This window comes from Bacillus sp. Y3, from assembly GCF_008123875.1.
GTDB classification, from domain to species: domain Bacteria; phylum Bacillota; class Bacilli; order Bacillales; family Bacillaceae; genus Bacillus; species Bacillus altitudinis.
In genome coordinates this window covers 46,063-60,300 of sequence record NZ_VSSC01000005.1, presented here as the reverse complement: position 1 = coordinate 60,300, position 14,238 = coordinate 46,063, and the positions used below count along the sequence as shown (strand labels likewise).

Here is a 14,238-nt window from a genome sequence, read left to right as displayed (position 1 = left end):
GTCAATGACCAGTTTGTTGATCTAAAAAAACCTGATGCCAGGTGCATCAGGTTAAGACTGTTTATGTTAGTTATTTAGAAGAAATTGCGTATTGACTTGGCTCTGTATAAGCCGGGAGCATCTCCCCGTGTGCTTCAATTAATTCATTACATAGTTTGATGGTGTCACCAATTGATAATTCAGCACTTGTATGCGGGTCTAATAATGCCGCTTGGTAAATGTGTTCTTTTTTGCCGCTGATTGCAGCTTCAATCGTCATGAGCTGTGAGCTGATATTGGTCCGGTTGAGTCCAGCCAATTGTTCAGGTATCTCTCCGATATAACATGGCATGATACCGCTCCGGTCTGCAACACATGGCACTTCGACACAGGCTTTTTCAGGAAGGTTGTGAATGAGTCCTCCTGTGTTCAGTACATTTCCACCAAATTTAAAGGGAACGTTCGTTTCAATCGCTTCAATGATACGTGAACCATATTCTTTAGAGCGCGTATGCGTGATTTGTGTGTTTCCCACAAGGTCATGTTTCATCGTATTCCAATTGTTGATTTGTTCCTCGCAGCGTCTTGGGTATTCATCGAGCGGAATGTTAAACTGTCCAATCAGTTCTGGATAACGAGATTTGATAAAATACGGATGATATTCTGCATTGTGCTCTGAGGATTCGGTGACATAGTAGCCGAATTTATCCATTAGTTCAAAACGAACCATATCAGGATGCCGCGTTTTTTGTTTTTCTTTTGCTCTTGCTTTGATTTCTGGATACAAGTCTTGACCGTCTCGTTTCACTTCTAATAACCATGCCATGTGATTAATGCCGGCAATTTTTTCTTCAATGCCTTCATGGTCCATTTCAAGTGATTGAAATAAATCTTTCGTACACACCTGTACGCTATGGCAAAGACCAACCGTTTGAACCCGAGTATAACGCAGCATAGCGCCAGTCAATGTGGCCATTGGATTCGTGTAATTTAATAATAAGGCGTGTGGACATACTTCTTCCATATCCTTTGCGAAGTCGAGCATCACGGGAATGGTTCGAAGTGAACGGAAAATACCGCCGATGCCAACCGTATCCGCAATCGTTTGTCTTAATCCATATTTTTTTGGAATCTCAAAATCAATAACAGTGCTTGGCTGATAGCCTCCTACCTGGATGGCATTGATGACATATTTCGCATTCTTTAAGGCTTCTTTCCGGTTGTGATACGACTGAATGGTCACATGTGCACCGTAGTTCTCTTTTAAGTGACGTAGCATCGTTTCTGATTCTTTCAGCCGGTTGTGGTCGATATCATATAACGCAAATTCAAAGCCGGCAAGTGCGGGAACGAACAGACAATCTCCTAATATATTTTTAGCAAACACGGTACTTCCTGCACCGATAAATGTAATTTTAGACATAGACGACACTCCTTTTTACATCAAGGTTGGATTACCCTTTAACAGAGCCTTGAGACAGCCCTGCGATAAAGTATTTTTGCAAAAGTAAAAACATCGTGACCATTGGCAGCATCGCAATAAGAGCAGCGGCGCCAACGAGCTGGAGTTGGTGTTGATTTTGACCAAAGAAATTGGATAAGGCGACTGTAAGTGTATGCATCTCTTTATCTTGCAAGAAGAAGATGGCAAATTGATAGTCGTTCCAAATATACACACAGGCAATGATTAAAACAGAAGCGGTAATCGGCTTCAGCAGCGGAAAAACGACGGTGAAAAAGACTCTGAGTGTTCCCGCGCCATCAATACGAGCGGCTTCTTCAAGCTCCTTTGGAATCGTCGACCGGATAAAACCGGCATATAGAAAAATCGTCAGTGGCAAAAAAGCAGCAACATTGTTTAAAATAGCGATTTGATAAGTATTCATCATGCCAATTTGTACAACCATTTTGTATAAAGGGACAAGGGCTGTGAGCGGCGGTATGACCATAATGGAAATGAATAAGAGATACACCGCTTGATTCAGCTTTGTTCCTCTTCTTGCAAGCGGATAGGCGGCAAGTGATCCAAAGATGATGAGTAGGGCAGCCGAGCTGAACGTAATGATCACTGTATTCAAAAAGGACTGGCCAAGCTGAGCATCTGTCCATGCCATCAGAAAGTTTTCAAAATGAAGCGTTGATGGGAACAACCATTTTGAGCTAAAATCTCCTATCCCCTTTAGAGAGGTCGTGACTAAAATATAAAATGGAATCAGGTGCAGCAATGTGATCAAAAGGGCGAGTAAGGAGTACCATCTTTTCTTTCGTTTATAGGCGTTATCCATCACACCTCGGTCTCCTTTCGTTTGAAATAAATGAGCGCTGCGACACTAACGACAAGGATGATGACAGCCATGAAGACACCTTGCGTCGCTGCATAGCCTGCATCCTGCCGTTTGAAATACAGATCGTACATAAAAGTCGACATCGATTGCGAGGAATCTCCGGGTCCTCCGCCAGTGAGGGCGACAATGACATCAAATAATTTAAGTCCACCGATCACATTGAGCACAACATTGATGGTGATAGATGGCATTAAAAGCGGTAATGTGATTCGCCAAAATTGCTGAAGACCTGAAGCTCCGTCGAGTTGTGCTGCTTCATAATAATCTTTAGGTATGCTTTGGAGTCCTGCTAAATAAATGATCATGGCAATCCCGACGAATTGATACGTATTCACAAACACAATGATCCAAGTGTTTAGCTGCGGATTACCAAGTGCGTTCATTGGATCAAATCCAAAAAAGGTAACAACGTCGTTTAAAGCACCACCTTGGTACGCAAAGACAAAATACCAAATATAGCCCATAGCAATCGGGCTGATCATGACGGGTAGATAGATCACGGTTCTTGTGATGGCTCTCATTTTTAAACTTTGATTTAATAAGAGTGCATATCCAAGACCAATCATATTTTGTAAGATGGTGCTCCCGATGCCGTAAAGAAGGGTATTTTTCACAACAAGCCATGTAGTTGGATCTTGCAGCAATCGTTTGTATTGATCCAGTCCGATCCACTCATACTGTTGTGAGAAACCGTTCCAATTTGTAAAAGAGAGCTGAATCCCGTTAAAAAAGGGATAAATGATAAAGGCACTGACAACGAGAACAGCAGGCAGATACATCCACCAAAGTGAAGAATTTTGGCTATTTTTCATCTTCTGTTTTGGAAAAGAGGTAAATGTCGCCGCCTGGTTTTCTTTTGTGATGTCACTCATTGGCTTCACTCCTGTTTCAGCATGAGCCTGCTATTGTTTTTTCAGACGTTTATATTCCTCTTCCATTTTCTTCGATAGTTGTTCCGGTGTGATGGAGCCTGCTAATAATTCTTGACCGGTCGTTGCCATGACAGCCCACATGCCGCTCGGTAAGTATTTTCGATCAAAATAGGGTTCAATCTTAATATCTTCATATTGCTCGTAAAATGTAGAGTAATAGTTTTTGGCTTTGACTTCTTTTAAGGCCGTTTCAGAGGAAGTGCCCTCTGCGATTTTTTTTGCGTTTTCAGGCTTTGCTAAAAAGTCAATGAATTGTTTTGCTTCTTTTAGATGCTTTGAGTCTTTCCATGCCGCAACAGTAAAGCGTTCCCCGCCAATCCAGCTTTGCTCATCTCCTTCATGAATAGCTGGTACGGGCATGGTGCCTACTTTGATCGATTGATTGAGTTCAGTCGCCTCAGGTCCTAAAGATCCTCCCACAAAGGTGAAAGCAATTTTGTTTTGTGCCATCAGCTCAGGTGCTTGGGATAGTTTCGCCGTGAGTACATCTTTGTTTAAAAGGTCTTGATCTTTCAGCTCCTTCATAAACTGTGCAAGCGGTGTATAGTGAGACCAATCAAATGATCCATTTTCAAGGTCTTTTCCGTATTGATGTTTTTGATCGGTAATGAGTAAAGGCGTTGCCAACTCATCAAAGACTTGGGCAATATTTGAATTATCGCCTCCTGGGATCCAGAGCGGCACAACGTCTCCTTTACTTTTTTCTTTGACAGTTTGTAAAGCACTTTTCAGTTCATTCAGTGTTTTAGGAACTTTTATGCCATATTCTTTTAATAGATTGGCATTAAAACTAAGTCCGTCTTTTGCTTGATTCAGCGGATAGGCATAGACTTTGCCGTCTTTGTCTTTTAAAATTTGATCGAGTGAAGGATCGAGTTGTTTTACCCAGTCCATCTCCTTTAGATCAGCCACGTATTCGCTATATCGCAGCTTGGCCCAGCCGTGTGTATCAAATAGGTCTGGCATATCGTTTGCGCCCATTTTGACGCGTATCATATCTTCATAGCTGTTGCCAGGGAAGTTGGCATCAATTCGGATGTTTTGATGTTCTTTTTCAAAATCACGGATCACTTCTTCAAATGCCTTTCTCTCCCCGCTGTTACTCATTGTGGAGAATAGAGTCAAGGTCACTTTCCCGTTTGCTTCAGACGCACCGTTATTGCCGCAAGCAGACAAGATCATCGACAAAACTAGAGCTACACACAACATCAGAATTTTTTTACTCATCGTTTCCTCCTTTTGATTACTGAAAATTCAGACGATTATCGGTAGAATTCATGCGGTTGCGGAAACAAAAGAAGTCCATTATACTGGAATTCTATTCTTTTCAAAGAGATAAGAGAGCAATTGGGTGAACTGCGTTGTTTTCAGCATGATCTGGCCATCATGCTCAGCAGCTCCCTTCCTGCTTTTTTGTCTCTTTTTTGTTTGCTGAAATGCTCGTTCACCCCCTTTCATGAATTGGGCATGTGCTGCCTCTTTGCATGAGCTTTGTTGGCACGACGACTTTTAGGGGAAGCTTTCTTCCCTCTATCCGCTCAAGCAAAAGCTTTAGACCTACTTCCCCCATTTGTTCTGTATATACTTTAACCGTTGTGAGCGGCGGGCTTGAAAAGGAAGCGGCTTCGATATCATTAAACCCCACGATTGAGACATCTTGAGGTACACGAAGACCGGCTTCATGTAGCGCACGCATAGCGCCTATTGCCATAGAATCACTTCCGATAAAAAAGGCTTCTGGAAGATTTCCTTTCTGAATGGCTTTTTGCATAAGTGAGTAGCCTTCTTGCATCGAATATTCGCCTATGTGGATGTCATTCATATGAAGAGTTCCCGCTTCTTGCATTCTTTTGATAAACGTTGTTTGTCTTTCATCCTCAATCACAGCATTTCCTTCAAAATAATGCTCCCTCTCTTTCCCGCCAATATATCCTAGATGTGTATAGCCGAGAGATTGCAGATGACGAATGGCACGATCTGCCGCTCTGACAAAATCCACATGTACACAATCATACAAATCTTCATCCGCATAATGATTGATAAAAACGATATGTTCCATTCGGTTTGTCATCTTTTCAACCGTATCAGGGCTGATTCGTCCAATGACAATCAAACCGTCAATATCCTTTAGTATCGCCCCTTTATCCATGTTTCTTAGGCGAAAGGTATGGAGAGTGGACAGACCTCGTTTGGCATATTCTTTTTCAATTCCTTTTCGAATCGATGAAAAAAAAGGATCATTTAATTCTTCGTCAATGGATTGGGCGACAACGACACCGATGACTGGAGATGCGGGTGGGCTTTTTACTTCTGCTTGATCGGCTTTTCTTGCTCTGACGGGGGTATAGTTTAATTTCTTGGCTATGTCGAGGATGTTTTGTCTTGTTGCGTGTGAAACGGCAAGCGTTTGGTCGCCATTTAACACACGGGATACAGTAGAGACGGATACTTTTGCATCATGAGCAATATCTTTGAGTGTAGTCATAGGTAAACTCCTCATCATTTTTGACTAAATGTTTACTAAAGATATTTGAAGAATAACACATAAATAAAGCGCTTTCAATTATAAATTTGTGCTTTTATGAAGTTTTTGAGTATGTTTTGATAAGTAGGTAGTTTGTTTAGTAAAATTGCGTAAAAAAGAGGATGGGCTTCATCCTCCTTTTTACTAAGGTGATTTCATTGTGGCTGTTTCTTTTGCGAACAATTGCTTCATTATTTCCCATGCTTTATCTAATTCTTCGTGAAGTCCAAATAAACCTGAGGTGCCGATGATGTAAATTTCATTTCCTGCCTCAGCAAGCAACCGGAACGTGCTTTCATTACAAGAGCCGTCTACCTCAATTGAAAATGAGTATCCCCCCTTCTCTTTGATTTCTTTCACCTCTTTCATTTTCGGAAGCATTTCTTTGATAAAAGGCTGACCCGCAAACCCTGGATCAATTGTCATGATCGTCACCCGGTCTATTAAATGAATAAAAGCATCTAATGCTGCAACTGGTGTGGCGGGATTGAGAACAAAGCCGACCTCACACTTTCTTTCGTGGATATGCCGAATGATTCGAAAAACGTCTTTTTGCACCACTTCTGGATGTAAACAAATCATCGTTGCGCCTGCATCAATACATGCATCAATTAAAAATTCCTGAGGCTGTTCGGCCATTAGATGAACATCAATCGGAACATCTGTCAGTTTCCGAAGTTGTTCAATGAAAAAGGGTGATAAGGTCATATTCTTTACGTAATGACCATCCATGACGTCGACATGATAACGGTCTGCCCTTGTGTTCAGAAGCTGAATTTGTTCACGGAAGTGCGTTAAATCCATACACATCAATGAAGGTGAGAAAATAGCTGTCATCCTGAAATGCCTCCTTTTTAAAGATGAAATAAAAATTTGATCAATCCAATCAATATTCCGATGATACCGAAGTCTGTATCTCCAAATGTTGTCCCTTCAAAGCCAAGAGTGCCTAACACAGGAAGTAAACAAGCTGGTAAAAATGAAAGGAGTATTCCATTTATAAAGGAACCGGCGACTGCACCTCTCACTCCTCCTGTTGCATTGCCATATACGCCCGCTGTCGCACCGCAGAAAAAGTGCGGCACAAGTCCAGGTACAATGACAGTTAAACCAAACAAAGGAAGAAGGAAAATAGACACGATGCCACCTGCAAAACTGCATAAAAAACCGATGATCACCGCATTTGGAGCAAATGGGAAAACAGTTGGCGCATCAAGTGCCGGCTTTGCCCCTTTGACGAAACGATCGGCAATCCCTTTGAAAGCAGGCACAATTTCCCCGATTGCCATCCGTACACCTGCTAAAATAATGTACACCCCAGCAGCAAAGGTAATGGCCTGAATGAGAATGAAGACAGCAAAGTTCGTACCACCACTAATGTTTTCTATGAATGAAATTCCCGCAAACGGTGCAATCGCAAAGAAAAGCAAAGCCATCGTAATGGAGATGGCCACCGATGTATCTCTGAGAAAACCGAGTGATTTAGGCACTTGAATGGTTTCTGTTGATTTCTCTGGGCGCCCGACCCATTTGCCGATCATTCCCGCTGTAAAATAGCCGAACGTACTGAAATGACCGAGCGCCAAATCATCACTTCCAGTGACTTTCCTTGTAAACGGCTGAAGGATTGCGGGAGCAATGACCATCGCTGCACCTAATACGATTGAACCAGTGGTGATCAGCAGCGTCCCTTGCATGCCAGCTGTTGACAGAACGACTGCAAGCATAGCCGCCATATATAGCGTATGATGACCAGTTAAAAAGACGTATTTAAAGGGTGTGAATTTTGCCAAAAGCAAATTGACCAACATACCAAAAATCATAATGAGCGCTGTCTGTGTACCGAATTCCTTTTGGGCAATGGCCGCCATGGCATCTGTATTTGGGACAACCCCTTGAATGTGAAAGGCTGCTTCAAACATCTTTCTGAAAACCCCAAGTGAATCAGATACGACTGTGGCGCCCGCTCCTAATATTAAAAAACCCATTGTTGTTTTTAAGGTGCCTGATACAGTATCGGCAGCTGACTTTTTCTGCAAAAGTAAACCAGCGAGTGCAAACAAACCGATGAGAATTGCGGGTGTGCCCAATATATCGTTCATGATCAGTTCTATCATGATGTGAATCCCCCTTTTTCCGTCGATTATATGTGTTTACGAAGGACGTCTTTAATGGCTTCCTGGTCTAACAAGTTATTTAATCCAGCGACCTTTCTTGTGCCGTCATCCAGCTGATCGATAATGTCTGTTGCGCCGATATAGAGGTCTGCTTGTTCATTTTTGCTTGTACTGAGATCGGTGTGATCCACTTCCGCTAAAAGTCCTAATTCTTCTAATGCCTTTTTGACATTCATTTCAACAATAAAGCTGCTTCCTAAACCGTTTCCGCATACAACAAGAATTTTTTTCATTCTCTTTTTCCTCCTTTATACTTCTGAAAATCGATTGATTAGTTGTTGAATGGCTACTAATTCCTCTGCTTCAATCAATTGTCTCACCCGTTTTTCTTCACTTAACAGCATCGTCAGCTGTTTGAGTGCTTTCAGGTGGGTCATACTGTCAATGGCAGCTAATACAATGATGAGCCGAACTTGCTTTTTTCCATCCTTTGAAAAGGAAACGGGCTGATGACATGACATAAGTGACATGCTTAATTTGTTCACGCCATCTTCTGGTCTGGCATGCGGAATCGCCACTTGTGGCGCAATCACAATATAAGGGCCATTTTGATGAACAGACTGGATCATCGCTTTCACATAACTTTCCTGAATCGCTTGTTGATCAAGCAAAGGCTGCGCTGCTTTTGTAATGGCCTCCTGCCATGTGTCTGCTGTTTGCTGGAGCTGAATGGTTTCTTCTGTTAATAAATCGTTTAACACTGGTTTCCACCCTTTCTGGTGTGATACATATGTGGGATGAAGCAGCTCCTTCAGGTCATGAAGCAATGCTTTTTCATTTTGAACGATGGTATGCTGCTGAATGATATTGAATAAAGCATTCACATGGTGCTCATCAAGCTTAGGTTCTGAGCCTTCTCCATATTGAAGCAATGTTTTTTTCTCATAGGCAGTGAGAATAGGGTGAACGAGATGAACAGGTTTTCCTTTAAACGAAATAGGTGTCGTTGACACAACAAAGTCGGCATCAATGGATGTTAATTCTTCATATGAACGTTTTGATAACAGTCCGCGTATGTCGATGTAGCCGATTAATTCAAGAAGCTGCGTTTTCAGCATGTGACTGGTGCCAATTCCTTCTCCGCAGACAATGTAAACAGAACGTTTCGCAATCGACGAAATCCCTTCTCTTCTCATCCAGCCGCCAAAATGCATCGCCACATAGGCAATTTCATGATCGCTCATCTTTGAACAGGCCGCCTTCTCTAAATGGCAAGCAACCTTTTGCGTGATGTCAAACACCTCTGGCTGTGCATGTTTCATGGAATCTGTTAATTCATTGATGATCTCAATGTGATAGATGAGCCTATAATAGGCCGGAATTAAATGCATGGTTAAGTTTTGTTCCAAGACTTCTACTTCCTGGAAGGAAATACACGCATAACGCTGAAAGTCAATGATCATTTGTCTCGCAATGGTTCGAATGAGATGTTCTTCTGGTTTTTGACTTGTTGGAAGTTTTTGTTTTTTGGCACTGAGCCATAGCGTACTAAGAAAATAGATTTCCTCATCATGAACCAAAAGACTGGTTTCTTTTTGAATTTGCGCCATGAAACGAATAGCAGCCAAGCATTCATCTGTTTTCTGCAATGTCCGTTTTTCTTCTGTTGAAATGTGTACAGCACGTCCTAGCTTCATCCGTTTAAAGTAGAAAAAGAGATCCATAGACAGCTGATCCAGCATGTCATCTGCAAACTCAAGCTTCAGATCTTGTTCGGATTGTTGAAGGAGATCATGTATTCTCTTATATGAGATAGGACCCTTTAACCAAACCGATGGAAACGTTTTTTCATTTTTTATCATGTTGCGAATGAAATGAATATAAGGTTTCAGCGCCAACCGAATTATTCTTTCTTCTCCTGAAATTAAATAGCCACTGGCCGCCTGATAATGAAGTGTAAGCTGCTGTTTTGAAAGTGCTTCTTTTAGTTGTTTCATATCTTCAAGCAGTGTATTGCGGCTTACCTTCGTCATCTCTATAAAATCATCAATTTTTAGATGCTTCTCACTGCATGCAATGGATAGGAGCAAGATGGCACGTCTTTCTTTTACACATGGTTCATAGTCATGACCGACAAGAACAGTGTCAGCTTTTTCGATAATGGCTTCTCTCTCGTGTGGATGTAAATAGTAGCCTCGTTGATCTTTTCGCTGGACGCCACTAAGCTGATGGGTTTCCAGCCAGCTATTCATTCGTTTGATTTCAGCATAAACGGTTCGAGTCGAGACATTCATTCGATTCTGTAAATCTTCTATTGATAAATAAGATGTCGTATGAAGCAGCATAGATAGCAAAGTAGTACCCCTTTTGGTTAAGTACAGTTGGAATTCCTCCTTTCTTTCCCTTTGGTTATAAGTCTAATCAACTCACCTGCATCAAAGAAGCCCAAATGTCTTCAGCACGTGCTTTGCAGCGATTGTGTGCTCTTTTCATAAGAAAAACACACTGATTGAGTGTGCTTTCAGTTGTATACAAAGAGTTCTTTGTCTTCTTTTACGTGTTTGAGGACGAATAAACGCAAAAAAACCTAGAATGGTATAAAGCCAGTCAAGGTTTTTTCACTTCTTATTCATTTTTTATTTTTCCTATATGTGACGCTTAAACTTATTTTTTGTTTAAACTAAATCCGAAATCCAAATCGTTTTCAAATGAAATACAAATACTCCAATCACCTTCTAATGATATAAAGTAGTGGTGCTGTGGGATATCTAAAAAATAGACTAGTAACTCTTCTAGATGTTTTAATTCAAACTGGTACCCAAACTCTGTAAGGTTATCCCCTATGTAAATTACTTGTAAGTTATTATCTAAATATTTTTCTTTTAATTCAGTTATAAAGAGAAGAGCATCAGAAAGTAACGATTCATGATTTGAGCTCTTACTATAATGTTTATTGGTTTGTAACCAATCTATTTTTGAACCAGCAAAATCAAATTTTTGTTCTATTAAGTCTAAATAAATTTTTGGATTTTTATGTACTTTGACATATTTAAGAAGGTCTTTTAATTCCAAATCCTTTATTAGATCTTCATCATAAGAATTCAATAAAATTACCCCCCTTTGTGTTTTTTAAAGTCTTTCTTGTCAAAATCCATAGGAATCGCTGTTTCGTCATTTTGTTGCAATCAATTCAGTGTACAATGCCATTGTAGCTTGCTGATCCGTCTCTGACAAAGCATATTCATCTTTTTTTGACCGAGTTATATTAAATTTTCTGCCATCCCAAAACTTCATTCTTCTGCGTTCAATCCCAATAATAAATATAGTGCTGAGTTGAAGAATCGCTTGTCATGCCCATTTTTTCATACAATTGTTGTGCTTTTATATTAGAAGTCGCTGTTTCTAAACAGATAAATCTGGCTCCTTTATCGTTTGCAAATGAAAATGCTTTTTTCATCAATTCCTTACCTACTCCCTTTTGACGAAAATCGTTTATAACAAACAAATCATTTAAAATGAACGCATCTTTCATCGCAACAGATGAAAATGTGGGATACAGTTGTACAAATCCTACATATTGTTCACCTTGCTTTGCAACAAACAAAATAGACTCTTGTTTACGGTATCGTTCCACTAGAAAATGATAAGCACCTTCTATATTAGAAGTCTGTTTATAAAATTGACGATATTGATCAAATAGAACCGAAACTTGTTTTAAATCATTTTCATTAGCTCTTACTATATCCACTCTTCTATCCCCTTTTCATATCAATTAGTAGTATAATAATCGATATTCTGACATGTAAAAATGTACAGATTTATACTTTATTAAATGTCAGAAGGGAGGAATGAAGAAATGAAACATTATATTTTCCCTTTCAGTGCCAATCAACCAAAATATAAACAAATTTATGAGCAATTTAAAAAGTTAATCGAGGAGGGAAAGTTAAAAACAGGAGAAAATCTTCCTTCCATTCGTTCACTAGCCAATGACCTAGGTGTTAGTCGCCACACTACACTACAAGCATATGATCAATTATTAGCTGAAGGATATATTCAAGCCAATGAGCGTAAAAGCTATAGTGTCAATGAATTTGAACCGATATTTCTTCAAACCTCTATTTCAGAAGTACCTAGAAATGAACCAATACAATTGATCGATTTCATTGATTTCAAAGCAAGTACTGTTGATGAGGAACAATTCCCTTTAAAAGTTTGGCGGCAAATTTCCAACAAAGTGCTGCAGCAATCCATTAGCTTTCAATATGGAGAACCTTTTGGAGAACCGGGGTTTAAACAAGAACTGGCTGATTATTTATTTCAAGCGAGAGGTATGATCATTAACCCCAAAAATATGATCGTTGGAAGTAATACACAGCAACTACTGTTGTATTTGGGATTTCTATTAAAAGAACGTTTTTCTAGTATCATTGTTGAAAACCCTGGTTATAGCGGTGTACGTGAGGTCTGTCATTTACATGGATTTGAGATTGAAAGTATTCCTGCATCAAAACAAGGTGTATTATTGGACTCACTCGTAAATAAAAGCGGGAAATTATTGTACATAACACCTTCACATCAATATCCTACTGGTACTGCACTATCGATTCAACAAAGAATTGAATTGATTCAATGGGTACGATCAAATAACGGTTTCTTATTAGAGGATGATTACGATGGAGAATTTCGATATGGACAAAAACCATTTCCTGCTTTAGCCTCTTTAGATGCTGCACATGTCATTTATTTTGGTACGTTTTCAAAAGCATTTCTACCAGCTATACGATTAGCATATATGGTGTTACCTGATTCATTAATCAATATCTATATGAGTAAATTTGAACATTTCGAACATAATGCTTCGTTATTGCACCAACTGACCATGACTGAATTTATGAAAAGTGGTGAATGGACAAAGCATATTAAGCGTATGCGCAATACTTATAAAAGGAAAATGAATTTATTGGTACAACAAGTTCAACATTTATTTGGAAAACAAATTGAGATCATTGGTGACAATGCAGGGTTATATATCATGTTACGTATACACACTCCCTATTCCGAAAAAGAAGTAATTGAAAAAGCTCTTCAACAGCATGTTAAAGTGTATCCTACAAGTCATTTATTTATCGAAAATCCACCTGTACAACCGCACATACTGCTCGGTTTCGCAAACCTTTCTCTTGAACAAATCGAAAGAGGTATTTGTTTATTAAAAGAAGCATGGGAATAAGATTGGTGGTTCATGAACGATTTTGTTTGAAACTTAGAGCGTGAATTTCATAATTGAATGTTGTGAATCGCCTCTTTATCAAAATACCACTTCAACTTTCTATTTTTATCTCCACTTTTTTCGGTATGAAGTTCAATCAACACAAAAAACCTTGAAAGGTATTAGCCAATCAAGGTTCATTTTGTTACTGCATTTTCACTGCTTTTTTCATTTCCTCTATTATTTGATTAAACCACTGTAGAGGGTTTAATGAGATCGCCGGAAAGTATATTTCTGCATTATTTTCAATAAAGCTTTCTTTTTTTTGTATTGTTAGAGTACTATTCAAAAAACCCTGACAATCCTTTATAGTAGACAGCAGACATTCTTTGCTAGCTTCATGGATAAACTCATCTAACGCTTCCTCTGGTGAATCAATATCCTGATGAAATGTCCCACCTAAAAAATCTTCTAACTTCTTTAAATAACTAGAGCTCTCATTCATTGAATCACCTATCATCATTAAAATTATCAGTTTAAATAGCGAGTTTAAAAACCTTCATCTCATAGAAAACAAAGTAGTGGTGTTTGCTAACCTAATGAATGTCAAACGAGAGCTTTCAGGTTGTGGTTCTGCTCTTTGATCAATTAATCTTGCTTACAATTAAATTGCGCAGTTTCCAATATGAAGTTCAAAGTGTTTTTCTTCTGAAAATATTTGAGCAATTTTACCTGTTATTTTATCTGCTACAATGATGCTATGATTCTCTGAAAATAGCCAAATTTCTTCAATTGCCTTATCGAAATTTAAAGCTTTTACATTTGCCCAAACAGGAAAAGGGTCATTTTCAATTAAAATAAACCATTCTTTTTTCTCTTTGAGAAAATCTAATGAATTTTTTAACCAAGTCATAATCGAGTCTTTGTCTGTATTTGTTAATATTTCGGAAGGTGTTGAATCTATTTGACGAAATTGTTTTAATACTGTTTCACATAATTTTAGCCATTGAGAAGCATCATCTTCAAAATCAATTACCTCAATATATGCTAATTGTTGTATTTTCTTTTTAGCATTCATCAAAGCAATTTTTTTCTGTATTTTTTCATTTTTATATGCCATATTTTTCAT

The 14,238-nt window shown here is 39.1% G+C and carries 14 protein-coding genes; 1 reads left to right on the top strand and 13 read right to left on the bottom strand.

The features are described 5' to 3' along the window. Nucleotides 1-70 precede the first annotated feature (70 nt). The 11 genes from melA to FXF70_RS12530 form a co-directional block, all read right to left on the bottom strand. The gene (melA, locus tag FXF70_RS12580) at nt 71-1,402 is read right to left on the bottom strand and encodes an alpha-glucosidase/alpha-galactosidase (RefSeq protein ID WP_148780348.1); all 1,332 of its coding nucleotides are present in this window, start codon (nt 1,400-1,402) and stop codon (nt 71-73) included. Nucleotides 1,403-1,433: 31 nt separating this feature from the next. Beyond that, complete coding sequence (locus FXF70_RS12575; protein ID WP_144625748.1) at nt 1,434-2,264, bottom strand: carbohydrate ABC transporter permease; 831 nt, start codon at nt 2,262-2,264, stop codon at nt 1,434-1,436. Continuing rightward, the gene (locus FXF70_RS12570; protein WP_116306933.1) at nt 2,264-3,196 is read right to left on the bottom strand and encodes a carbohydrate ABC transporter permease; all 933 of its coding nucleotides are present in this window, start codon (nt 3,194-3,196) and stop codon (nt 2,264-2,266) included. The genes FXF70_RS12575 and FXF70_RS12570 overlap by 1 nt, the downstream gene beginning before the upstream one ends. Before the next feature lie 30 nt (nt 3,197-3,226). Beyond that, the gene (locus FXF70_RS12565; protein WP_025207433.1) at nt 3,227-4,483 is read right to left on the bottom strand and encodes an ABC transporter substrate-binding protein; all 1,257 of its coding nucleotides are present in this window, start codon (nt 4,481-4,483) and stop codon (nt 3,227-3,229) included. Between the two features lie 217 nt (nt 4,484-4,700). Then, complete coding sequence (locus FXF70_RS12560) at nt 4,701-5,741, bottom strand: LacI family DNA-binding transcriptional regulator (RefSeq protein WP_116306935.1); 1,041 nt, start codon at nt 5,739-5,741, stop codon at nt 4,701-4,703. A gap of 183 nt (nt 5,742-5,924) precedes the next feature. Beyond that, nucleotides 5,925-6,617 (bottom strand): D-allulose 6-phosphate 3-epimerase, encoded by a 693-nt coding sequence (gene alsE / locus FXF70_RS12555; RefSeq protein ID WP_008343724.1) that lies wholly within the window; start codon nt 6,615-6,617, stop codon nt 5,925-5,927. Nucleotides 6,618-6,634: 17 nt separating this feature from the next. Then, the gene (locus tag FXF70_RS12550) at nt 6,635-7,897 is read right to left on the bottom strand and encodes a PTS ascorbate transporter subunit IIC (RefSeq protein WP_148780347.1); all 1,263 of its coding nucleotides are present in this window, start codon (nt 7,895-7,897) and stop codon (nt 6,635-6,637) included. A gap of 26 nt (nt 7,898-7,923) precedes the next feature. Continuing rightward, nucleotides 7,924-8,190, bottom strand: coding sequence for a PTS sugar transporter subunit IIB (locus tag FXF70_RS12545; RefSeq protein ID WP_017359544.1), 267 nt, complete (start codon nt 8,188-8,190; stop codon nt 7,924-7,926). Nucleotides 8,191-8,205: 15 nt separating this feature from the next. Beyond that, nucleotides 8,206-10,251 (bottom strand): BglG family transcription antiterminator, encoded by a 2,046-nt coding sequence (locus tag FXF70_RS12540; protein ID WP_395947867.1) that lies wholly within the window; start codon nt 10,249-10,251, stop codon nt 8,206-8,208. A gap of 310 nt (nt 10,252-10,561) precedes the next feature. Continuing rightward, entirely contained in the window at nt 10,562-11,002 is a 441-nt protein-coding gene (locus FXF70_RS12535; RefSeq protein ID WP_008343720.1) for a hypothetical protein, read from the bottom strand. A gap of 199 nt (nt 11,003-11,201) precedes the next feature. Beyond that, entirely contained in the window at nt 11,202-11,645 is a 444-nt protein-coding gene (locus FXF70_RS12530; protein ID WP_074042008.1) for a GNAT family N-acetyltransferase, read from the bottom strand. 108 nt (nt 11,646-11,753) lie between these two features. Here FXF70_RS12530 and pdxR point away from each other — a divergent pair, with 108 nt between their 5' ends. Continuing rightward, a complete protein-coding gene (gene pdxR / locus FXF70_RS12525; protein WP_148780345.1) occupies nt 11,754-13,130 on the top strand; it encodes a MocR-like pyridoxine biosynthesis transcription factor PdxR in 1,377 nt (458 codons plus the stop codon). A 184-nt stretch (nt 13,131-13,314) separates the two neighbouring features. On the opposite strand, the gene FXF70_RS12520 is transcribed toward pdxR, so the two are convergent. Both FXF70_RS12520 and FXF70_RS12515 read right to left on the bottom strand, forming a co-directional pair. Then, nucleotides 13,315-13,614 (bottom strand): contact-dependent growth inhibition system immunity protein, encoded by a 300-nt coding sequence (locus FXF70_RS12520; protein ID WP_148780344.1) that lies wholly within the window; start codon nt 13,612-13,614, stop codon nt 13,315-13,317. Nucleotides 13,615-13,773: 159 nt separating this feature from the next. Then, a complete protein-coding gene (locus tag FXF70_RS12515) occupies nt 13,774-14,229 on the bottom strand; it encodes a hypothetical protein (RefSeq protein WP_148780343.1) in 456 nt (151 codons plus the stop codon). Between the last annotated feature and the right edge of the window lie 9 nt (nt 14,230-14,238).